This is a genomic window from Actinotignum schaalii (assembly GCF_028864145.1).
Lineage (GTDB): Bacteria > Actinomycetota > Actinomycetes > Actinomycetales > Actinomycetaceae > Actinotignum > Actinotignum schaalii_B.
On the sequence record NZ_JARBHJ010000018.1, the window covers coordinates 1 to 22,366 of the forward strand.

Sequence of the window (22,366 nt, forward strand, 5' to 3'; positions counted from 1 at the left end):
ATATATTTATTTTTTTATAATACGTTAGTGTCTGGGTGGGGACAAAACAAGTGTGGTTTTGGGTATTTAGGGCGGGCGCCGCGGCGGGGGGGCGGCCCCGCCCCCCCCCCCCCCCCCCGGGAAGCCACGCCGCGCTTGGGTCACCTAGGTGCATGCGGCGTGTGCTCGTGCCCGGTGCGGGATATTCCCCGCGCCGGAGAACTGTGTGCCTGAGGAGCGGGGGAGCCAGGTACTTTAGTAGCTAGTGAAGTCCCGGCCTTCGATTTGCTCGGGGGCTTCCCCGCTTTTGAGGGCAGCGAGGCGCGCTTCGATTTCTGCGTCGTCGGAATGATCCTCCAATTCGGCGAATTGATCAGCCAAGCTCAGGGAGGCAACTTCGGCCTTGCCCTGGGCCAGGGCTTCCTGGCGGCGGACTCTGTCTTCGAAACGGGCCAGTTCACTGGTGGGATCCAGCACGTTGATCGAGGAGATGGCATCCTGCACCTGGCTTTGCGCCTGTGCGGATTTCTGGCGTGCCACCAGGGTATCGCGCTTATTCTTGAGTTCGGTGAGCTTCTCCTTCATCTGGGTGAGCCCGGATTTGAGCTGTTCAACGACCTTTTCCTGGGAGGCGAGCATGGGTTCGGCATCCTTGGCTTCGCGCTCGTATTGAATCTGCTTGCTCAACGCCACCTTCGCCAGGTCATCCCAGTGGTTCGCACCTGCTTCATCGCCCTTGGCCCGCATCTCATCGGCGCGGCGCGAGGAGGCGATAGCTTTCTGCCCCCAGTCACGGGCGGCTTTGATGTCCTCGTTGTAATCGGATTGTGCCAGGCGCAGATTGCCCACGGTCAGGGCTACGGCATCTTCGGCTTCCGCAATGGAATTCTTGTAATCCCGCACCATCTGGTCGAGCATCTTCTGCGGGTCTTCCGCACGGTCGAGGAGCGCGTTAATATTTGCCTTTGCCAGCTGGGTAATGCGTCCGAGGATTGTTTGTTTTTCAGCCATGATCAGCCTTTCTCTGTGTCATCGAGTAGGAATGTGTGATGAATAATGGATAAATAGTATCCGGGCGGGGCGCGATCAACGGACGCACGCAGCCACCGATATTAGAATGAACGGCTCCCTCCTCCCGCGGCGCCCCCGCCGCCAAATCCGCCGGAGCCACCTCCGAAACCTCCGAAACCACCGCCGAATCCGCTGGAACGGTCCCCGCCAAAACCGGTGCCCCAGCCGGAACCCCAGCCGGAATTGTGGCGGGATCCGCCCCCGGAGAGCGAGCCGAGGAACATCCCGAGCAGCAGGCTACCTACGTCCCCGCCACCGTTATTGCCACCATAGCCACCGGAGTTGCGGGCGGACATCGCTGCCTGGACCGCATCCATGGCGCGCTGGGCATAGGATTCGGCCCGCGCGTAATAATCACGGCGCTTAGCCAGGTCATCGCTGGTATCCCCGGCTTGTAAGGCAGTGCGAGCCGCCTCCAGCGGGGCGCGTGCTTCGTTCCCGGTGCTCCAGCGGTTTTGCGAGACCATCGCCTCCGCCCGCTGCACCGTGGCCCGGGCCCGCTGGCGATCCCGTTCCACTCCGGCTGCCTGGCGGCGGTAGTTTTCCTCCGCGTTCCGGGCCGGGGCGAGCGCCCCGTCCAGGTCATTTTCCGCGTCGGTGAGTTCCCGAATTCCGGCCAGCGGATCCACCCGCTCTCCGCGATATTTCTCCACCAGCACCGCCGCCCGGTCCCGCGCGGCGACCACCTGGGCATTATCCCCGCCGATGCGATGGGCATCCGCAATATCCGCGGAAATGGAAGAGATATGCTCAGCTAGTTGGGCGAAGGCTCGATTAATAGATTCTTGGACGTTAGAAATCGCGCGGTAGCGTTCCGCAGCCTCATCCAAAGCCTGTTCAGCGATACGCACAAACGGCACGGCCTGGTTGCGTTCGCCCCCGCTGAGCAGCCGATCAACCTGCCCGAGCGCATCCTCCGCCCCGGCCACGAGAGACTCAATATCCCCTGGGTAGGTGCGGAAGGTTGCCACCGCGCCCTCCCCGTAACTTGCCGCCAGCGAATCCAATTGCCGGGTAGCGCTGGGAAGATGAGTGCGAATATCCGCCACACCTTCGCGCACCCGCGCCGCGGCCTCCTCCACATTCGCCGCTAAATCACGCAGCCGGGCGAATTCTTCTTCCTGTTCGGTAATGGCTCGCTGCGCTTTTTCGGTCAGTTCCAAAATCGCGGTGTTATAGGCACGCACCTGCTCCGGGGTATCGGGGATATCGTCGTCCAAGAGCTGGCGTTGGTTGAAAGCTTCTTGGAGATAGTGCTGTGCCTGCGCAAGCGCTTGGTCAAAGCCGCGCACTGAGTTCACCCCGAATTGTGCCCGCGCGAAATTGAGTTCCGCGGCGGCGCTGCGCACGCCGTCGTCTGTCGCTAAAAGTGCGGCTGCGGCACGTTTGCCGAGCGCGGCAAGATCTTCACGAGTTTTATTTTCCGCTTTTTTACGTTTGCGCGAACGCACGAAAATAATGGCCCCGATAATAACGACGACGACGCCACCCCCGAGCGCCAGACCGCCCCAATTCGTTTCTTCCCCTTGCGCTAACGCCCGGGTGTAGGCGAGGGAACCTTCCAGCCAGCGGCCATCCCGGTAGGCGGCTCGCACTTCCGCGGTAAAAGCCTGGTCCAGGTCTGAGGCGGAGAAACTTGAGCGGCCGTAGGCGTAGCTGAACTGGCGGCTATCCACGGCCACCGCGATGAGGGTGGCATCGCTGGAGAGCCCGGCGCGGTTGAAAGTTTCGATGGGCCACTGGTCCGCGCTGGCGCCGTCGAACCTGTCGACAAAAACGAAACGTACCGCGTAATCCGTCTCATCCTGGAGGCGGTCAAGGGAAGTGCGCAGCTGCTCTTCTTCAGAGGAGGAAAGCACCTGGGCGTGATCGGTGACCGGGTCAACGCCGGTGAGGGGTTCTTCCGCGGCGGCCAGTGGGCCGGAGAGCAGTAGAGCGCTTGCGAGCGCTAATGTTCCAGCTAGCCGGCGTGCGATCCCCATAATTTCAACCTTCCGTGTGCCCGGTGGTGCTCACCAGGTTTACCCCTTACGTGGTGGACAGCACAATTTAACCACAGCATTCTGGGAGTCGGATGGGAAAAGAGGCCGGGGCGTTCAGCCGGTAGCGTTGCCTGTGCCCGCGGGGGCGCTGGTAGAATGGCGCTGGTGCTTCGCCCGACCGTGTGCGAAGCGTTTTTGCTAGAAATGAGAGTGTTGTGCCAACCGGAAAGGTTAAGTTTTTCGACGCCGCTAAGGGCTTCGGCTTTATTGTCAGCGATGAGGATGGCGCGCAGGTTTTCCTGCCCGCATCGGCTCTCCCGGAGGGACTCACGCCGCGCAAGGGCCAGCGGGTATCTTTCGGGCTTGCCGATACACGTCGCGGTCCGCAAGCGCTCAATGTCGAACCGATGACCAAACTTGAATCGCTCGCGCGGAAGAATAGGCGTTCCCCGGAAGAAACGGTGGTGATCGTGGAAGATCTCATTCGGCTTCTGGACGGGGCCTCCACCCAGCTTCGGCGCGGTCGCTACCCGGAAGGGGGAGGGCAGATCGCGCGCGCCTTGCGTGCGGTCGCCGATGATTTTGATGCCTAAGAATGAAGAATATGACAACTACGCGGGGGAAGAATCCGCTGCGGTCCACTTTCCCGATGTGAGGGTTGAAGGACATGCGGATGAGGGTGCAGATATGGCGCGCCCGGAGGATCGCGTTGATGAAAACGTGGCGGTCACCCCGGATGATAAGCGGGTAGAACCGCTGCCCGGCCTACCTGAAGATCGAGTTCTCGCGGGGGCTGTTGCTGAGGCGCGGGCAACCCTACTTGAGGCCATTGCCGAACGTTTCGTGGGAGAGTACGCGGGATTCCTCGCCGAGGACACCCGGGTGGTGTCCTACCTCTTTACCTGCACTCACCCGGGATATCACGGCTGGTACTGGAGTATTACGGTGAGCCGAGCGAGTCGGGCCCGTACCGTGACCTTTAACGAAATTGAGATGTTGCCCGGGGCGGGCGCTTTGCTGGCTCCACGCTGGGTGCCGTGGAGTGAGCGGCTGGCCAAGCTGGAAACGGAAAAAGCGCAGGCGCGGGCCGCCTCGGAAAAGGAACGTCAGGAATCGGCGCGGGCTGCCGCAGCGGACAGGGCTGAGCGCGCTGAGCGCAGCGGGCGGCGCCGCCGGGTGCGGCGCAAGATCGCGGGCGTGGAAAGCGAAACCGGCGCGGTGGACACGGACGCCCAAGCTCCGGCAGCAGCGTTGGCACCTACTCCCGAATCCGCTCAGGAACCGGCAGCTGAAGCGGCGGTAGTGGAAGCGGCCGCGAGCCTTGCCGGGACTCCGGCTCCGGTGATTCGCCGCGGGCGCGGGCGTACCGTGGTGCGCGGATCGCGCGGGCGGCGTTACCAGGCCACCGGCGCGCTGAGCTAAAACGGGAGCAGCGGTGATGCGGATCCAAGGGCGGGCCAGGGACTATGCGTGGGGCGGCACGAGCGCGCTTCCCGCGCTTTTCGGCTATGCACCGGCGGAAACCCGGGTGGCGGAAATCTGGCTCGGCGCCCACCCCGATGATTCCGCCCAGGTGATCGCCGCCCAGGATGCCCCGCTCTTTGACCTGGCTCAGCTTTATCCTTCCGCACCCGCCGGGGAACACCGGATCGGGCGCGAATCGGAGGCGAACGAGCGCGGGCACGCCGCGGTGCGTGGGGCGCGCGGGCGGCGGCACGCGCGGCACCGGGCCGGCTTGCCGCGAGGCCCGCGCACCCCAGAGGCTCCGGAAGATTCCGCCACCCTGGTAGCTCCCGGCGGGCCGAGCCTACGTGATCTTATTGCCCGGGCACCCGAAGAGATGCTCGGTGCGGATGTGGCGCGCCGGCACGGGGGTGAATTACCGTATTTACTCAAACTCATTGCCCCGGATCAGCCACTGTCCCTCCAGGTACACCCCTCCCTCGAGCAGGCCCGCGCGGGTTTCGAGCGGGAAGAAGCCGCCGGAATTTCCCGCACCGCGCCCCATCGTTCCTATCGGGATCGCAACCACAAACCGGAACTGGCCTATGCTCTCACGCCTTTCGAGGCTATTTGCGGGCTGCGCACTCCGCGCCGCATCGCCGAGGTGCTGGGTGGTCTCGGGCTGCCCCTCACGGACCGGCTGGCGGCCCTCGTGGAAGAACGCGGGGTGGGAGCGGTGTTCGCCGATCTGCTTTCCGCGGGAACCCGCCCTTCTCCTGAACAGATTCAGCAGGTGGTAGCAGCCTGCGCCGCGCGCCTGGAGCGGGGAACTTCGCCCTCCCCGCGCGCGGACCGCATCGTGGAAACCCTGGCACAGCACTATCCCGGCGACCCCGGAGTGGTAGCTTCCCTCCTCATGAATCCGGTGAGTTTGCGCCCCGGCGAGGCACTATTTATCCCTGCTGGGACAGTGCATGCGTACCTGTCTGGAACCGCGGTGGAAATCATGGCGGCCTCAGATAATGTGCTGCGCGCCGGCCTCACCCCGAAACATGTGGATGTGGAGGAACTGGTGCGGATTATGGACGACGCCGCGGTCCCGCCCATCCGCATCGCCCCCGAGCATATGAGCGAGGCGGTGTCCACCTTCTATGTTCCCGTGGATGATTTTGAACTCTCGATAGTTCATTTGCGCGATGCTACCTCCACGGAAAAGTTGCGTTCGCGCGGTCCGCGCACGGTGGTCTGCCTGGAAGGCGCGGTGGAAATCTTTGCCGGAGGCCGGCGTGAACCGCTCAACTCGGGGCAGGCGGTTTTTGTTCCGCACAGTGACGGGGAGCTGGCGGTACGGGGATTTGGCGACGTCGTCGTCGCATCTGTTCCGTAACAATCCGGGTCGCACGGGTGCCAATACGCTCCGCACCCGCAGCTGCGTGGCCGGACTCACGCGGGTGGTGGGCCGGGAGAAAACCGCACTATCGCGCCGTTTCTCCACACCACTTTGCGCACGTCTCGAAATGTGAGATGAAATGGGCGAAAAAGCGTCCACATAGTGAGACTTGTCTTGCGTGGGTGGTGGTCGCGGTTCAAGAATGAGTGCTGGTGGCGGTCAGGACCGCCCGAAAATCTGCGGATCACGCGCTCGCCTCGCGCGCAGCGGACCGCACGACTACCGAGGAGATCTTCGTGAGCGTAACTTCCACGCACGTCGAGACGAACCACAGCACAACCTCCGAACCGAAGCGGGATTTTTTCCGGCTGCGCGAACGCGGGACCACCGTGGCCCGGGAAGTGCGCGGCGGACTGGTCACCTTCGTGGCCATGGCCTATATTCTGGTTCTTAATCCAATTATTCTTTCTGGGCAGGATTCCACCGGAGCCTACCTGGGCGGCGGCACCGAGGGGCCGAACCTCCCGGCCATCGCTGCGGGTACCGCTATCGTTGCGGGTGTGATGACGCTGCTCACCGGCGTTATCGCGAATTTCCCGCTCGCCATGGCGGCCGGGCTGGGACTCAATACCATCGTCGGCGTGGTCATCGTGCAGATGCCTGGCATGACCTGGGCTGACGGTATGGGCATTATCGTTATCGAAGGTATCGTTATCACGCTGCTCGTGGTGACGGGCCTGCGTGAAGCTATTTTCCGGGCGGTGCCGAAGTTCTTGCGCACCGCCATTTCTGTGGGCCTGGGGCTCTTCATCACCCTGGTTGGGCTGGTCAATGCCGGCCTTATCCGCCCCGGCGAAGGAACCATCATGTCCTTCGGAATTAACGGCTCCATCGCCTCCTGGCCGCTGGCTGTCTTCGTTTTCGGTCTTTTCCTCACCGCGATCTGCCTGCTGCGCGGGGTTCCCGGCGCGCTCCTCATCGGCATCGTGTCCTCGACCATCGCGGCCATTATCGTCAATATTGTTGCCAAGCCAGGAAGCGTGGCCGGTGGTGACGTGGCTGGCTGGAACGGTGGGGCACCCGCGCTGAACGGCTCCCCGGTGCAGATCCCAGACTTTTCCACCCTCGGTGCTTTCTCCGTGGTGGGCCCCTTCCAGAAGCTCGGTGTGATCTCCGTAGTTGTGTTGGCCTTCTCCGTGATGCTCGCCGACTTCTTCGACACCATGGGCACCATGGTCGCGGTGGCTTCCGAAGGTGATCTTCTCGATGAGGGCGGCATGCCCTACCACACCTCCCGCATCCTGCTCCTCGATTCCCTCGCGGCGCTGGCCGGCGGTATGGGCGGCGTATCCTCCAACACCTCTTTCGTTGAATCGACGACGGGCGTAGCTGACGGCGCGCGCACCGGCCTCGCGTCGGTGACCACCGGTGCGCTCTTCCTGCTCTCCATCTTCTTCGCTCCGCTCGTCACTCTGGTTCCTTCCGAAGCGGCCGCTCCCGCGCTGGTCGCGGTGGGCTTCCTCATGATGCAGCAGGTAACCGAGATTGATTGGGAAGATCTGAGCGTGGGTATCCCGGCCTTCCTCACCGTTGCCCTCATGCCCTTCTCCTACTCCATTACGGTCGGCATCGGGGTGGGCTTCGTTGCCTTCGTCATCATGTCGGTGGCTGCCGGGAAGGCCCGCCGCGTGCACCCCCTCATGTGGGGAACCTTCGTGGCCTTCGTGGTCTACTTCCTGCTCGATCCAATTCAGAAGCTCCTGCTCGGCTAAGCGCAGCTAAGTTCTGCGCAGCACTTTGGCTGCCAGCTCAACCACGCAGGGCCTACCCGTACGGGTAGGCCCTGCGTGCGTCGTCGTACCATTTTCGCCGGTGAGACAAACGTGAGCCTTGCCTGGCCGCGCGTGATAAACTCACCGCAGATAGCGCAACTGCGAGCTCGCCGCGCCCGCCGGCCGCTATGGATATCGGATTTTTCTGCAGGGGGCAGGATTTAGTGGGGCGTACATTCGCCAGTTTGAAGTACCGCAACTACGCTATTTGGTTCGCTGCCTCGTTGGTCGCCAATACCGGCGGGTGGATGCAACGCACCGCTCAGAACTGGCTCGTCATGAGCGACCTCACCAATAATGATGCTTTCGCCGTCGGTATTGTCACGGCGCTGCAATTCGTTCCCATTCCTTTTATTATGCCGCTGGCCGGAGCGCTCGCTGATCGCCTCGATAAACGCAAAATGGTGGTGCTCACCCAATTCGGAATGCTGCTCACCGCGGTGGCCCTGGGGGTACTGGTCCTCCTGGGCTGGGCGAATGTGCTGGTGGTCTGTCTTTTCGCCCTGGCCATCGGGGTTATTCAATCTTTCGATAATCCCCCGCGTCTCGTTTTTATCTCCGAATTGGTGCCTCCGCGCTGGTTACCGAATGCGGTGGGCCTGAATTCCATGTCCTTTAATATTGCGCGCCTAATCGGGCCCGCGCTGGGCGGCTTGCTTATTGGCATTATTGGGACCGGCTGGGTTTTCATTATTAACGGCATCATGTTCGGTGCCACCCTTATTGCGCTGGCGCTCATGCGCCCCGAAGAATTCCACCCGGCACCCCGCCCGGAAAAGAAGGTTTCCGCGATTCAGGGGACGATTGACGGCCTGCGTTACGTGGGCAACCGCTCCGATCTTCTCGTGATTTTCGCGGTGGTGGGTGTGGTTTCCTGCCTGGCCATGAACACCCCGCTCACCACGGTGTCCATGTCCACCATGGAATTCCACGCCGACTCCACCCAATTCGGCATTGTTTCTTCTATGGTCGCGGTTGGTTCGCTATCCGGTGCCGTGGTGGGGGCGCGGCGTACGAAGCAACCGCGTGTGCGCTCCGTGGTAGGAGCGGGCGTAGCTATGGGTATCGCGGTTACCGCCAATGCACTGGCCCCGAATTTGCTGATCTACACCCTCACCCTGGTGCCGGTCGGTTTCTTTATGCTCATTATGCTCACCGCAGCCAATGCCGCGGTGCAGATGTCTACTTCTCCCCAGATGCGCGGGCGCGTGGTCTCCCTCTACCAAACGGTCAACCAGGGCGTGACCCCGATCGGTTCCCTGGTGGTGGGCGGTATTTCCGGGGCAGCCGGGGCGCGCTGGGGTGTGGGCATCGGCGCGATTGGCTGCCTGGTGGCTACCGTGGGTGCCTACCTGTGGGGCCGGCGCAAATGGGATGTGGAAGTGCACTACCGGGTGCGCCATCCCTTCCAGCTGGAGATTCTTGGCCCGCTCGAACATGAAAATGAGGAGCGCGAAGCTGAACTACGAGCCAATCGCACCGGGCAAACGGATAGCGGGCAAAGTTTCACCGCGGAGGACCACGACGAAGTTGAGGCCGATCTTTTCGAACCTGAAGATGAAGCCCACGATGCCGAAACTGGGCATTCCCCGCAGCGCGCGGGCGGCTTAGAATGGCAAGATACGCATGAGGAACCGGATGTGGATGGGCACCCGAATGCCGCCCCCGCCGCTGAGACGAAGGAGACGCGCGATGAGTGATGACCTTGTTGATACCCGCGAAATGTACCTCAAAGCGGTCTACGAACTCGAAGAAGAAGGAATCGTTCCGCTGCGTGCCCGGCTCGTGGAGCGCCTGAGTCAATCCAAACCCACCGTCTCGGAAACCGTGGCGCGCCTAGAGCGCGACGGCATGATGTACCTGGATACCAACCGCGCTATTGTCCTCACCAAGGAAGGCCGGCGCATCGCTACCAGCGTGATGCGTAAGCATCGGGTGGCCGAATGTTTCCTCCTCCACGTGCTCGGGATGCCCTGGGAACACGTCCACGCGGAGGCTTGCCGCTGGGAACACGTCATGTCCCGCGAACTAGAAGAACGCATTGCCCACGTGCTAGGGGAGCAGGGCTACGAGCTCAGCCACGATCCTTTCGGCAACCCGATTCCCGCGGAAAATTCCCTGGGCCCCGGCGCTGATATAGCCGCGCGAACCGGCCTGCTCGCCGTGGCGGATTACCTGGAGCGCAACCCGAGCGGTGGGAAAGTTACCATTGCGCGCATCGGTGAAGTGATCCAGACCGACGACGACGTCCTCGAGGCTATGGCCGCGGCCGGCATTAAACCCGATGCTGCGGTGACCCTCAGTGTTGAGGACGACGGCGATATTCTCGCCCACGGAGCAAGTGGGGTATTTCCTCTGACTGATTGGATTCGCAAACACCTCTTGGTGCATGCCTGAGGTAGCCGGGCTGAAGGTGCCACTTCCCGGGAGGTAGCGTGCGCCAGGCGCTGGTGAAGGCTGGGTGCGGAGCCTGTCTCAGGTGGTGACGGTGGGCGCCCGGGGTAGCGGAGCGGTAGCACAGCGTCGTCGTCATGTGTGGTCTCCACCACGATTTATCACTGCGATGTAATTTAAGCCGCAAAAAAGTATATCAAAACGTTATAAACGGGTGCTTGGAAAAGCCTGGTATCATGCGAAAAAAGTGGAGGAAAGGCCGGAAGTTCGCCGTTTTAGGATGATAACGGCCCTCCTGTGCCACTTGTTACATAAACGTGACAATTCGTTGCCTAATCGTTACGCTAATGGACGTACCGAAAGTGCCCCTCGGGGCGCGCAGGAAAACTTTTGTAGGAGATCATCCCATGACCGGACGCCACGCTCTTGATACGCGGTCGCAGGCTCATAACCTGGCGAACCCCGCAGTACGTGGTCTCACCGCAGCTCTCGTTGTGGGCGGCGCGGCAGCACTGATCGTTCCGAATGCGGCGGCTGATACCGCGGCCGCGCCCGCCAAGGCGGCGCTGTCTAATCCGCACGCGCAGGACGTTGCTGCTGGCATCGCCGGCACCACGAGCGCCACCTCGGAATGGAAGGTCGAACAGATCAACATTCAATCCGCAGCTCCGGCTATTGAAGTAGCTGCCCCGGCCGCTAGCGCCACCACCGCCGCGGCTGCCACCGCCACCACTTCCTCTGATGACGATGCCACTCCCGCCGCCGCGGGCATTGGTGTGGAAGTGGAAGCCGCACCCAGCGCCATTGGCTCCTCCGTTCTTGACACCGCCCTCAGCGGTGTGGGTTCGCCCTATGTATGGGCTGGCACTACACCATCCGGCTGGGATTGCATCGGCTTCGTGCGCTGGGTTTACGCCCAGCACGGCGTTGCCATCGGCGGGTACACCACCTCGGTGCTCTCGGCGGGCCGCCAGGTTTCCTACGCGGAAGCCCAGCCCGGTGACATCCTCTACTGGCCCGGCCACGTGGCGATCTCGCTGGGCAACGGCCAGAATGTGGCGGCGTGGAACCCGAGCATGGGTACCCGCGTGGGTCCGGATTCGTGGTGCGGTGATACCCCCATCGTGATTCGCGTTTCCTAAAGCGCGCCTGCCGCGAGGTTTGAGAAGAATTATGTGCGAACGCCGTCGGAGCTCCCGGCGGCGTTCGTATTTTACGCACGGTTCCACCCCGGGGCGGGCCCGTGGGAGAATGGGCAACGGAGGTAACGATGTACCAGCATGAGAATTCCGTGGTCGTTGGGGTGGATGGCTCCCCTGAATCGCGCGCGGCACTTATATGGGGTGCGCACGTGGCCGTGAGCCGCAATGCCACCCTGCGGGCCCTCACCTGCTACCAGGAAGGCCCAGATCCGCGCGGCTCCTATGAGAGCGCCATGAGTATCGCTCGGGAGGCACTCGCCCAGGAAGGTGTGGCGGGCCTAGCGGGGCTGGAAGCCACCGCGGTGGCACTGCCCGGGGATCCGGTCGAGCTGCTTCTGGCAGAATCCAAAACTGCTTCCCGGCTGGTGGTCGGATATTCCGGGGCCGATACCGCGGATATTGACCAGCTGGGTGTGGTGGCCGGCGCAATTGTTTCCAAGGCGTACTGCCCGGTTGCCGTGGTGCCGCTCCAGCATTCGCGGCGCCTGCCGATCCGCCACATTGTGGTGGGAGTGGACGGCTCGCAGGAATCGAAATATGCCCTTAATTTGGCGGTGCGGATGGCCGGGCGCTGGGGCGCGCAGGTCTCCGCAATTAACGCGGTATCGGTGACGCGCGCCGGGGGCGGCCTGCTTCCCGGCGGGGATATGACCCGTGAAATTCTGGATGACACCCGCCTGGGCTTGGAAGAAACCGTGGCCGAGGTGCTGCGCGGGGATGAAACCGTGCAGGTGCGCTGCTACGCGGTGGAAGGCTCCGCGGCGGAAATCATGGCGGAATTCTCTAGCTCTGTGGACCTGGTGGTGGTGGGGGCGCGCGGCCGCGGCGGAATTACCGGGCTGCTCTTCGGCTCCACCAGCCACACGCTGCTCCTAGGTACCCAATCGCCGGTGCTCGTGGTGCCAACCCACGCCACCAAGAACCTCCACGTTCCTGATACCAATGTGCCCTGGGATGTGCCCGATCCTTCGGCGCAGTAGCGGGTGTGGTGGCGCGCGAGGTGCCCGTGTGGTCTCGTGCGCGGGGTCTGCAGTAAGTAGCGCCCACGGTGCCACGCAGAGTAACCTGGAACGGTTATCCTATTCCCACCGTCGTTCGGATGAATGATCGGCGGTGGGCCCGCCCTCGTAGCTCAGGGGAAGAGCGACCGCCTCCTAAGCGGTAGGTCGAAGGTTCGAATCCTTTCGGGGGCACAGTTGCGATGTCCCGCGTCATAGGTCTGCCTGTGACGCGGGATTTTTCGTGTTTTCAGGTTGGCTACCGGCAGTAGTCCACTCTGCGGTCTATAGCCCCACTCTGCGATTGAACTGTGAAACAGTTTCGCCGGGTATTTCATGTCTGAAAATGTGCAAAATGCATATTGATTCTGTATTTGCACGTATTTCGACACTAGAATGGTCGGTATGATACTCCTCGGTGTGGGCGGCGCTAACTTTAGAAGTTTGCGTGATGAATGGGAGCTGTCCCTCCTCCGCCCTTCGTTGCGGCATAACATTCCACCCAAAGGTGAATTGTGGCGTGAGCACGTATGGCCATGCGCGGCTATTTACGGGGCAAATGCTTCGGGCAAGAGCACCGTGCTGAAGGCACTTAACTTCATCCGAGACGCCGTTTACAACTCGGCACGCTCGTGGGCCAGCGCCGATAAGTTGCCCGTGCCTCCTTTTGCACTGGACCCGGAAAAACGGAACGCGGATACCACGCTATGGATTGATTTCGTGACGGATGGTATTCGCTACGTCTATAGCTTCACGCTCAATGAGAGAGTGATTGTTCGGGAAGAATTACGGGCCTATTACTCGACTCGCGCCACAATGCTTATTGATCGGGACGTGCGCGGGCATAAGGTGCACCCCACGCGGGTGGGGAAGATCAATGAGGTTTCACCCCGTGAGCTGGTTCTTTCGCGCGCCTCGGTTCTTGATACCAAGGTTTTAGGCGACCTCGCACGCACAATCGGCAGAGAATTACTCATGTATCGGGTGGGTAACTCCGATTACGATCTGCAGGTTCATAGGCTCACCAGCGACCTTTCTAAAAATATTGCCAAGCGGCGGCTCTATGCAAGTTTGGCAAAGGTTGCTGATGTGGGGATTGACGATATTAGCGTTGAGTCGCGGGAATTCCCGCCCGAATTACTGGATATGCTCAAGAAACTGATTCCTGAGCAACACCAGGATGAGGAAATCACGGCCGAACTAGTTAAACAATTCGCTTTAGCTCTGCGTTTTTCCCATAAGTGTGCGAAAGACTCAATCACCTTCGCCGCTGAACAAGAATCCCTCGGTACCACATCCTGGCTAGCGTTAGGGAGTTTAGCTGTTGAAGCTTTACGCTCGGGAAAAGTTGTATGCGTGGATGAGATTGACGCGAGTTTGCATCCGATGCTGGCAACTGAGCTCATCGCTGCTTTCCAAGATCCAGAGCTGAATACCAATGGCGGTCAAATCATTTTCACGAGCCATAACCCTTATTTTCTCTCGAACGAATCCGATACCGGCTTGATGCCGGGACAGGTATGGCTGACGGAAAAAAATAATGAGGGTGCTACTGATCTTTTCTCCGTGGCCGATTTCCCCGACGTGAAGCCTGGCACCGATATGGCCAGCTTGTACATGTCGGGCCGTTTAGGTGCTACACCGCTACTTGAACCCTGGCTGTTCCGGAAAATGATCGGCGGGCACAGCGATGGCTAGAAAACGTCCCCAACGGCGTCTGCGTGAGAGCTACCTGATTGTTACCGAAGGCTCAGTAACGGAGGTCGAGTACTTCGGCTTGTTTCAGCAGCTAATACGTGACAATCGGGCAGTTACTCTCAAAATTGTGTCCGGTGGAGGTGAACCTAGGCGAGTATTAGATAAGACTATGTCCATCGCCGGGCACTCGGGAAAGTATCAGCATATTTGTCTCGTCATGGATACTGACCAGCATCCAACGCTGCAGGCTGTCGTGAAGGAAGCTCAAGCACAAGGTTTCGGAGTTTTCGTCTCGAATCCTTGTTTCGAGATCTGGTTGTGGTGGCATATTGCGGATCATTTCGCACACGTACGTCCAGGTGAGCTTGAGAAGAAACTCGTTCCCCACCTTGATGGTAAGAGCGTACCTAGCACTTTTCCAGTTGAGTCGTGGCGAGATGCATACGAGAGAGCGAAAAATGCGGATAAACAGAACGGAGAGGCGGGGTTGAATCCATCGAGCCGAGTCGGGGAACTGTTGAGCATCCTTGCCTCTACGTAAAGCGCCTGTACCTTTGGGACGTAATTCCCGGGTAGGCTGGGGGAATGACCTTGGGAAATACGCACCACGCACAGGAACCGGATAGGAACGACGGCGCGCCTGCCCCGCTCCATATCGCTATGACCTCGGTGCATACCTCCCCACTGGCCACTCCCGGATCCGCTGACGCCGGCGGCCTCAACGTGGTGGTAACCAATACCGCACAGGCCCTGGCCCGCGCCGGGCACCGGGTTGATCTGGTCACCCGCGCCAGCGAACCCGGCCAGCCTTATATGCATGAGGTAATGCCGGGCGTGCGTGCTTTCTTCTTGCCAGCCGGCCCGCGCCACCCCGTGGCGAAAAGCCACACCGATGGCCTCATCGCCCCCTTCACGGTGGAATTTCGCCGGTGGATGGCCGAGCACGGCAGCGGCGTCGATCTTATCCACTCCCACCACTGGTTCGCGGGCGTGGCCTGCCTGCCCGTCTCCCAAGAAACCGGGCGCCCCCACGTGCAGTCTTTCCACTCGGTGGCGGCGCGGGAAGGCCAGAATCTTGCCGACGGTGAACCCGCGGAATCCGCTGGGCGGGTGCCCGGCGAGGCGCGCTGCGTGCGCGAATCTGATCTCATCATTGCGGTATCCCAAGCGGAAAAAGAGATGATCGCACAGCGCTACGGTACACCGCCCTGCCCGGTCACCATCGTGCACCCGGGCGTGGATATTGACATGTTCCGCCCGGCCCGCGCTGGCGGACTCGTTGCCGCCTTACCGGCCGCAGCGCCCACCGCCCCCGACTGCGTCACCGAGGTGACCGGCGGGCGGGACTATGTTTTCTTCGCTGCGCGGCTCCAACCCCTGAAAGCCCCGGATTTAGCGATTCGCGCGCTCGCGGAGCTACCCGCCGGCACCCGCCCGCTCCTTGTTATTGCCGGGGCGGCCTCCGATGACTTCGCCGGCTACGAGGACCATTTGCGCACCGTCGTAACCGAAATGGGAATGGAAAGCGACGTGCGCTTCATCGGCCCGCTTCCACGCACCGGCCTCGCGGCGTTCCTCGCCCACGCGCAGCTCCTCCTCAACCCTTCTTTCTCGGAAACTTTTGGGATTATCAACGTGGAAGCGGCCGCCTGCGGCACTCCCGTGGTGGCCTGGGATTCCTCCGGGATTCCCGAATCCGTGCACGGCGGCGTGACGGGCACCCTGTGCCGCAGCCGCGAGCCACGTGAATGGGCCGGTGCGGTGCGAGCCTACCTGGACGACCCGGCTTTGCGAGCCCGGCACGGCGCCGCGGGGCGCGCCTTCGCCGAATCGCGCACCTGGGACGCGGTCGCGCGCGATTACGCCGCCGCCTACCGCAAACTCGGGAGGCAGGCATGAGCACGCCTCGCGAGTTTGATGGTCGCGTGTGCAACGGCGCGGCTGCGCGCCCGTGGAGCTGGGACCCCAGTGGGCCGCTCTTCGCCCGCACCCTCTTCCTCCACGCCCACCCGGACGACGAAGCGATCCAGGCCGGCGGCCTCACCGCGCTTCTCACCGCCGCCGGGCACCGCGTCAGCATCCTCACCTGCACCCGCGGCGAAGAAGGCGAAGCGGTCCCTGGAATCTTGCCCGCCGGGGCGGGGGAGGCCGAACTCGTTGCCCGGCGCGAAGCAGAAATCACCCGGGCGCGCGCGATCCTCGGGGTGACGGATGGCTTTTGGCTCGGCACCGCGCCCGCTCTCGCATCCGGCGCCGCCCCGCGCCGCTACCGGGATTCCGGGATGGTTTGGATTGCTCCCGGGGTCGCCGGTCCCGCACCCAGCGCCGGCCCGCGCGCCTTTTCCCGCGCGGAGCTGAGTGAAGAAATAGCAGATGCGCGGGCGCTCCTCGCGCACGTGCGGCCCACAGTGATTATTGGGTACGACGCCGCAGCAAGCTACGGCCACCCCGACCACGTACGGGTGCATCACCTGGCTCGCGCCCTCGGCCGGAATACCGGAATTCCCGTGCTTGAGCTGGCTTCCACTCCCGGGCAAGCCGGATGGTGCTACCGCAGCGCCCGGGAGCATGAAGCCACCGTGGTGGCGGCGCTACGTTGCTATGCCTCGCAGCTGACCGTAGTTGATCGCACGGATCCCGCGCTGGCTGGCCTGCCGGTTATCGGTGCCCCTGATTCGGGTTCCGCAGCGGTGAATGCGGTGTGTGATGCCGCACTGACTGCTGTGTATAGCGGGGAGCATTGTCCCGAACCGGATGGGGAGCCAGCTCCGCAGCTACTTATTCGGCACGTGGGTGGCCAGCTCCAGGAGCTCCCTCTCTGGCCGGGATTGCGCCCGGCCGAGGGGGCGTCGTCGTTCTCTATTCCGGAATCTTCCGTGCCTGCCACTACGGCGGCCGCACCTTCCACGCCGGTGGCGGAATAAAGCCATAATTTTTGGCTTATTACGGCGCGCATAGGGACTTTTACGCCGGACCTGAGTAGCGTTAAGGTCGTGACTCCTCTCTTCAAACGCTCTTCTCGCCGGCATCCGGCTCGTGAATCTCTTTCTCGTGAAACCGCCGCGGTTCCCGAGACCGCCGCGGTGCCCGCGGGCGACCCCGCTGAATCCGCGCAGGATACGCCCGTAGTGTCCGCACCGGCTGCGGCCCCCGCGGTGTCCGCTGCCGGTGCGGAGGCTGCCGGCAATTCCGCCACGCCAGCTGAACAGGCGAGGCAGACCGGCACCGCCGGCGTCGCACCGCACAACGTCCCGGGCACCGCAGCCGCGCAGTACGGGACCGATAGTGACAGCTATCCCCGTGACGCGGAGGAGAATCTCACCCCGCTTCCCGCCCCGCAGCGTGAAGAGCTCGTCTCCCGCGCCTATGCCGGTTGGCAGGAGGAGCTGAGGGCGCGGGCGGAGCGCGCGGCGGAAAACGCGGCCGCGCGAGTGTGCATTGATCTTACACACCCGCATCCGACCGGGGGAGCACAGTTTTCTTCCGGGGCACCTACTCGCCTCACCTCGCTTATTCGGGAGGAGCGTAGCCAGCAAGAAGCTTTAGCCACGTGGCGAACCCTGCGTGAGCAGGTAGCGCGTGCCGCTGAAGAATACGGGTACGCCCCGATACAGTTGGCCAGCGGAAACCTGACGTGGACGGAGCTCCCGCCGCGCCGCCCCAGTGATGAGCTGGAACCCGGCTATGAGGACACCGGCGAACTCAAGCTCGATCCGGAAGCGATGCGGGCCTGCGCGGAGGAGGCCGCGCAGGCTGCGGAAGGCACTCAGGTGGAGGCGCAGGCCGGGTTTGCGGAGCCACTCGAGCAGCCCGCCGCGCAAAGCGGCGAAGAAAGCCGGCAGGTGCGTGAAGTGAGCGTACCGATTGTCTACCGCTTGCTACGGGTGGAGGACGTGGGCACCGATGCCCTCATCCAAACCACCCCGGCCCTGTCCGTCAATCCGGATATTGTGAGTGCACTGCGCCAACACGGCGCCCCGGTGCGGGAATTAGCCCAGCTCACCCGGGTGGAACGGGCCACCGAAGATGAACTTATTACCCGGGTGCGACGCCTGTCCCACCTCTATTTGCCCGGGGCGTCCTACCGCCCTCAGGTGCTCTTGGGGATGTTTGCCGATCCGGCCGCGCGGGCCATTACCGATGCCGAGCTGCTGCGCCCCGTCATGATTCGTTCCGGGGTGCTTGCGGCGATTGCCGGTGATCGGGGTACCCACCAGCTCACCAGCGCCCCGCTTCCTCCGGCCGAGAAACGTGACCGGGCTCCGGAGGGCGAACGCGGGGTGGGCGATTTGGATGTGGCCGAACTTGCCGCGGTGGAGGCCGTGGCAACTGGCCGCGACGTCGTTATCGATACCCCGCCGGGAAGTGCGGACGTGACCACCCTGGTGGCGATTGCCGCGGATGCAGCAGCATCCAGCCGTTCCGTTCTTTATATTCCCGGCAGTAGGGCGCGGCGCGCGGCGGTGACCGCGCGGGCTGGAGAACTCGGTGTGGGCGAACTGCTCATCGACCTCTCTGATATTAACGACGCGGCTTTGCGGCTGCGCCAGGGCCTGCGCCAGAAGTTCCCGCAGATTGACGAAGAACGCACCCTGGCCGTGCGCCGCGATCTCAAAGCGGCCCGGCGCAGCCTGCGCGGTTACGTGAACGCCCTGCACGCCATCGATCCGGTATGGAATACCTCGGTGTATAACGTGCTCGAACATTTGGCTGAGCTTGCCGCACAGCCCAAGGGGCCGGCCACGAAAGTGCGCCTGGATGCCACCGCCGCCGCGCGGGTGCGCGAGGAGCGCGAGGCGGTGCTCGAACGGCTCGCGGAAGCAAGCCGTGCCGGCGCCTTTACCGGGGGCGGGAATTCGGAATGGTTGCGCGCGCAGGTCCGCACGGAGGATGATGCCGCCCGCGCTTTCTCCACCGTCACCCGCATGGCCACCGAAACACTTCCCCTGGTCATGGAGCAATCCCAGCGAGTGGCCGGGGAAACCGGCCTGGCGCGCCCGAAGACATTGGCGCAGTGGATGGAACAAATCAAGATGCTCGAAGGGATCTCCGATACTCTCGAGGTCTTCAAACCGGCTATCTACGAACGTTCTGTTGCCGATATGGTGATCGCCACCGCGAGCGATGAATGGCGTGCCGAACACGGCGAAAGCATGAAACGTGCCCAGCGCCGCGCTCTCACCAAGCAGGCCCGCGATTTTGTGCGCCCGGGGATCCGGGTGGCGGATATGCACGCGGCCCTGAGCGAAGTGGCACGCCAGCGCGATATTTGGCGCCGCTACAGCGCGGAAAGTGATTGGCCTACCCTCCCCGAGGGCATGACGATGATCCGTGCGACGGCCGCGGAAGTGGACGGGCAGGTGCGCGAACTCGAAGAATTCCTCCCGCACCGCGCTGGCCTGCGCCGCGAGCCCATCGAAAATGTGCTGGCCTTTGCGCGCGCTCTGGTCTCCCAGCGTCGGGTGCTTGATTCGCAGCCGCGCCGCATCGACCTCCTCCACGACCTTGAGGATAGTGGCCTGGGCGATTTCGCTCGTGATATGGCTCGCCGTGAAGTAAGCGGGGACGCGGTGGCTGCCGAACTTGACCTGGCCTACACCAATTCTGTGTTTGAGCAGCTCATTGCTCGTAACACCGTGCTGGCCCAGGCTGGTCCGCAGCAGTTGGCCCTGCTTGTACACACTGTGCGGGACCTGGATCGCGAACATGTGGAGAGCTTGCCCGGGCCGGTGCTGCGCGCCGCGATCACCCATATGCAAGAGGTTGCCCGCAAACAGCGCGAAGAAACTGTGGCTGTGGATCGTTACTTGGCCCGCGCTGGAGTGAGCGCGCTGGCCGACGTGACTGCCTCGGCAACCGCGCTGGTCCAGGCGGCACGCCCGGTGTGGGTGGTACCGCCGGCGCTGGTTCCTGAACTCATTCCCACTTTGCCCTGGGCGGATGTGGTGATTCTGGACGGTATCGAGGATGTTTCGCTGGCCGCGGTGGTCGCCCTCATGGCGCGTGGCTCGCAGCTCGTCGTTTTCGGTGACGTGGCGCGGGCTGGTGCGGAGAGCGCGCTCGCGGCTTTGGCTGATGCGCTCCCGGTGTGCGAACTTCCTACCTTCCGTGCGCATCACGACGATCTTGCTCTCGCTTGTTTGCGCACCCTCGGGTACGACGACGCCGACCGCGCCGCTCCGGCGGGGCGGGCGCGCCGGGCTAACCGCCTGCACGTGGTGGACGGGCGCGGGGTGCCCTCCCCGAATACCGGGATGGTCGAAGCTCCCAGCGCGGAAGTGGATGCGGTGGTGGATGCGGTGGTGGATCACCTCCTCACCCGCCCGGAAGAATCCCTCGCGGTTATTACGATTTCGCGTTTGCATGCCGTTCATGTGCGGGCGGCGGTGGAACGTACCATCGCGAATAGCCCGGCCCTGGCTGAGGCAGGTGAGTCCGCGGCTAGCCTGGTGCCGGTGGTGGATATCACCGGAGCGAGCGGGTTGCGGCGCGACCGGGTTATATTCTCGGTGGGCTTCGGGAAGACGGTGCACGGCCGGGTTCTGCACACGTTCGGGCCGCTCACGGAACCGGACGGCGCGCGCTACCTGAGTGAGGCGCTCCTGGTTCCCAGCCGCTATATGAGTGTTATTTCTTCGTTGGGACCCGGTGATATCGGGGTGGATGATCTTTCCGGTGCAGCTCCTCGGCTGCTAGCTACCCTGCTCGAGACGGCCGCCCGGCAAGAATTACTCATCGGGGCGGACGAGGATGTGGCCAAGGCCAGCCCGTTGCTTTTCGATCTAGCCGCGCGCCTGCGCGGACGCGGGCTTTTCACCGCGCTCTACTACGGGTACGACGCAGGTTTGCGCATCCCGCTTGTTGTTGCTGAACACGAAGGTGATTGGCGGGTGGCTGTATTGACCGACGACGCTGATTACGTTGCCGAACCTTCCCTGCGCCGCCGTGACCGCTACCGGGTCGAGATGCTCGAGGATTTGGGCTGGAAAGTGGTACAAACCTTCTCCTCCTCGATTTTCCTCGATCCGGAAGCTGAAGCGGATCGTATTGAAGCGCTCGTGCGGGTGGTGCGCCGTGACGAGGCTGCCGCGCGCCACCGGGCGGAAGATACCCCCGTTTTTGGCGCGGACGTAGCTGATGAAGCATATTCTGCTCGGGCGGGAGCCGCGGATGAGCCGGGTGTGACGGACGCGGCGGATGAAGCAGGGCCAGCGGGTGCTGGAAAGCCGGGCGATACCGGTGTTGAAGGTCAGCAAGGCGAGCCCGGCGCGGTAAGGTCGCACGTGCCAGCCGGAAGCAGCGAGCAGGAAGCAAAGCCTGCTGCGGTTTCAGATCCGGAAGCTTCACGCCGGGCCCGGGGAAAGAAACCCGCGGTGCGGCCGGGGTTGCCGCTGGCCGCCTACTCGGACGATCAGCTTGATGACGTGGTGGCTTGGATAGCCTCCGACGGGGTGGCCCGGACGTCCGAGCAGCTGGTGGAAGAACTGCGTAGCGAGCTGGATATCCGCCGCCGTGGCCCCCAGGCCGATGCCGTGCTCGGTAATGTGGTGCGCCGCTCCGGTCTGGCACAGGACTAGGTGCGCGGCGGTGGCAAGTAACACGCATTCCGGACGCACCCACCGAGCTGTGGTGCGCCTGTCCGAAGTGGACGCCCGGCGGATAGAAAGCGGCGAACTCAAGGACGCCGCCGAAGCTCTCCGGCGCCTCGCGCGCGGCGAAGGGGGAGCGACCCTACCGCACCCGGATACGCCCACCAAAAAATCGGCGTTAAAAAATAGCGTCCCGGGGGCCAGCATCGTGGCGCCCCGGGACACGGTCGCATCCGCTCGTGAGATTCGCACGCGGGATATCGTGGCGCGCACCGCTCACGAGCAGACCATCCTTGACGAACGCCCGCCGCATTTCGGCAAGCTCTAAGCGGCAGCGCACTCCGAAAAACAGGGAAGTTCCGCACGTGCGCAGACTTGCGCGCACTAGCGCAAGCTCAAGCGATTAGTCGCGCTTAGCCCGCAGCTCGTCACGGATCTCCTTGAGAAGGATGAGCTGGGGATCTTCCGGGGCCTCAGCGGCCGGCTTAGCGTGGCGTTCACGCAGCTTATTCATGGGGAGAACCAGGAAGAAGTACAGTGCGAAAGCCACGATGAAGAAGTTGACCACAGCGGTGAGGAAGCTACCGAATTGAATTTCGCCTCCGCCCAAATGCCACACAAAATTACCGTCGAAGTTCGGCTGCCCGAAAATGGCGGCGATAAGCGGCATGAGAATGTGGTCCGTCAGGGACTTCACCACGGCGGAGAAAGCCGCACCGACGATAACACCGACGGCGAGGTCCATGACATTACCTTGCATAACAAACTTCTTAAAACCTGCGAGCACC

17 protein-coding genes and 1 tRNA gene are annotated in these 22,366 nt (G+C 62.8%); 15 read left to right on the forward strand and 3 right to left on the reverse strand.

Annotated elements, in window-relative coordinates; all coding sequences use genetic code 11:
* Positions 1–234: 234 nt before the first annotated feature.
* Positions 235–990, reverse strand: a complete 756-nt coding sequence (locus tag PWJ82_RS05000) for a PspA/IM30 family protein (RefSeq protein WP_016443286.1) — start codon at positions 988–990, stop codon at positions 235–237.
* Between the two features lie 101 nt (positions 991–1,091).
* Positions 1,092–3,032, reverse strand: coding sequence for a TPM domain-containing protein (locus PWJ82_RS05005; RefSeq protein ID WP_274735587.1), 1,941 nt, complete (start codon positions 3,030–3,032; stop codon positions 1,092–1,094).
* Positions 3,033–3,247: 215 nt separating this feature from the next.
* Between PWJ82_RS05005 and PWJ82_RS05010 the strand changes: the two genes are divergently transcribed.
* The 15 genes from PWJ82_RS05010 to PWJ82_RS05075 all read left to right on the forward strand — a co-directional run bounded on the left by PWJ82_RS05010 (position 3,248) and on the right by PWJ82_RS05075 (position 21,906).
* The gene (locus tag PWJ82_RS05010) at positions 3,248–3,625 is read left to right on the forward strand and encodes a cold-shock protein (RefSeq protein WP_016443284.1); all 378 of its coding nucleotides are present in this window, start codon (positions 3,248–3,250) and stop codon (positions 3,623–3,625) included.
* Positions 3,618–4,454, forward strand: a complete 837-nt coding sequence (locus PWJ82_RS05015; protein WP_274735588.1) for a DUF3027 domain-containing protein — start codon at positions 3,618–3,620, stop codon at positions 4,452–4,454. Before PWJ82_RS05010 ends, PWJ82_RS05015 begins: the two co-directional genes overlap by 8 nt.
* Before the next feature lie 16 nt (positions 4,455–4,470).
* Positions 4,471–5,862, forward strand: a complete 1,392-nt coding sequence (manA, locus tag PWJ82_RS05020; RefSeq protein WP_274735623.1) for a mannose-6-phosphate isomerase, class I — start codon at positions 4,471–4,473, stop codon at positions 5,860–5,862.
* Positions 5,863–6,161: 299 nt separating this feature from the next.
* Positions 6,162–7,637, forward strand: a complete 1,476-nt coding sequence (locus PWJ82_RS05025) for an NCS2 family permease (RefSeq protein ID WP_274735589.1) — start codon at positions 6,162–6,164, stop codon at positions 7,635–7,637.
* 224 nt (positions 7,638–7,861) lie between these two features.
* A complete protein-coding gene (locus PWJ82_RS05030; protein WP_155875997.1) occupies positions 7,862–9,397 on the forward strand; it encodes an MFS transporter in 1,536 nt (511 codons plus the stop codon).
* Positions 9,390–10,094, forward strand: coding sequence for a metal-dependent transcriptional regulator (locus tag PWJ82_RS05035; RefSeq protein WP_016443279.1), 705 nt, complete (start codon positions 9,390–9,392; stop codon positions 10,092–10,094). Before PWJ82_RS05030 ends, PWJ82_RS05035 begins: the two co-directional genes overlap by 8 nt.
* Before the next feature lie 404 nt (positions 10,095–10,498).
* The gene (locus tag PWJ82_RS05040) at positions 10,499–11,233 is read left to right on the forward strand and encodes a C40 family peptidase (RefSeq protein WP_274735591.1); all 735 of its coding nucleotides are present in this window, start codon (positions 10,499–10,501) and stop codon (positions 11,231–11,233) included.
* A 128-nt stretch (positions 11,234–11,361) separates the two neighbouring features.
* Positions 11,362–12,273, forward strand: coding sequence for a universal stress protein (locus tag PWJ82_RS05045; RefSeq protein ID WP_016443277.1), 912 nt, complete (start codon positions 11,362–11,364; stop codon positions 12,271–12,273).
* 141 nt (positions 12,274–12,414) lie between these two features.
* A tRNA-Arg gene (locus tag PWJ82_RS05050) sits at positions 12,415–12,486 on the forward strand.
* A 210-nt stretch (positions 12,487–12,696) separates the two neighbouring features.
* A complete protein-coding gene (locus PWJ82_RS05055) occupies positions 12,697–13,989 on the forward strand; it encodes an AAA family ATPase (RefSeq protein WP_274735592.1) in 1,293 nt (430 codons plus the stop codon).
* On the forward strand, positions 13,982–14,530 hold the full coding sequence (locus tag PWJ82_RS09595) for an RloB family protein (protein WP_369277803.1): 549 nt from the start codon (positions 13,982–13,984) through the stop codon (positions 14,528–14,530). Before PWJ82_RS05055 ends, PWJ82_RS09595 begins: the two co-directional genes overlap by 8 nt.
* A gap of 44 nt (positions 14,531–14,574) precedes the next feature.
* Positions 14,575–15,888: a glycosyltransferase gene (locus tag PWJ82_RS05060; protein WP_274735593.1), complete on the forward strand. Its 1,314-nt coding sequence runs from the start codon at positions 14,575–14,577 to the stop codon at positions 15,886–15,888.
* Positions 15,885–16,913 (forward strand): PIG-L deacetylase family protein, encoded by a 1,029-nt coding sequence (locus PWJ82_RS05065; RefSeq protein WP_274735595.1) that lies wholly within the window; start codon positions 15,885–15,887, stop codon positions 16,911–16,913. The genes PWJ82_RS05060 and PWJ82_RS05065 overlap by 4 nt, the downstream gene beginning before the upstream one ends.
* 69 nt (positions 16,914–16,982) lie before the next feature.
* Positions 16,983–21,566, forward strand: coding sequence for a hypothetical protein (locus tag PWJ82_RS05070; protein WP_274735597.1), 4,584 nt, complete (start codon positions 16,983–16,985; stop codon positions 21,564–21,566).
* A gap of 10 nt (positions 21,567–21,576) precedes the next feature.
* Positions 21,577–21,906 (forward strand): hypothetical protein, encoded by a 330-nt coding sequence (locus tag PWJ82_RS05075; RefSeq protein ID WP_039898951.1) that lies wholly within the window; start codon positions 21,577–21,579, stop codon positions 21,904–21,906.
* 75 nt (positions 21,907–21,981) lie between these two features.
* Here the strand turns inward: PWJ82_RS05075 and mscL are convergent, their stop codons facing one another.
* A complete protein-coding gene (gene mscL / locus PWJ82_RS05080; RefSeq protein ID WP_016443270.1) occupies positions 21,982–22,365 on the reverse strand; it encodes a large conductance mechanosensitive channel protein MscL in 384 nt (127 codons plus the stop codon).
* Between the last annotated feature and the right edge of the window lies 1 nt (position 22,366).

Excerpts from the sequence above, each read along its gene's own strand:
- PWJ82_RS05000 (WP_016443286.1), bottom strand. The coding sequence starts at position 990 with ATGGCTGAAAAACAAACAATCCTCGGACGCATTACCCAGCTGGCAAAG.
- PWJ82_RS05005 (WP_274735587.1), bottom strand. The coding sequence starts at position 3,032 with ATGGGGATCGCACGCCGGCTAGCTGGAACATTAGCGCTCGCAAGCGCT.
- PWJ82_RS05015 (WP_274735588.1), top strand. The coding sequence starts at position 3,618 with ATGCCTAAGAATGAAGAATATGACAACTACGCGGGGGAAGAATCCGCT.
- manA (WP_274735623.1), top strand. The coding sequence starts at position 4,471 with ATGCGGATCCAAGGGCGGGCCAGGGACTATGCGTGGGGCGGCACGAGC.
- PWJ82_RS05035 (WP_016443279.1), top strand. The coding sequence starts at position 9,390 with ATGAGTGATGACCTTGTTGATACCCGCGAAATGTACCTCAAAGCGGTC.
- PWJ82_RS05040 (WP_274735591.1), top strand. The coding sequence starts at position 10,499 with ATGACCGGACGCCACGCTCTTGATACGCGGTCGCAGGCTCATAACCTG.
- PWJ82_RS05045 (WP_016443277.1), top strand. The coding sequence starts at position 11,362 with ATGTACCAGCATGAGAATTCCGTGGTCGTTGGGGTGGATGGCTCCCCT.
- PWJ82_RS05055 (WP_274735592.1), top strand. The coding sequence starts at position 12,697 with ATGATACTCCTCGGTGTGGGCGGCGCTAACTTTAGAAGTTTGCGTGAT.
- PWJ82_RS09595 (WP_369277803.1), top strand. The coding sequence starts at position 13,982 with ATGGCTAGAAAACGTCCCCAACGGCGTCTGCGTGAGAGCTACCTGATT.
- PWJ82_RS05060 (WP_274735593.1), top strand. The coding sequence starts at position 14,575 with ATGACCTTGGGAAATACGCACCACGCACAGGAACCGGATAGGAACGAC.
- PWJ82_RS05065 (WP_274735595.1), top strand. The coding sequence starts at position 15,885 with ATGAGCACGCCTCGCGAGTTTGATGGTCGCGTGTGCAACGGCGCGGCT.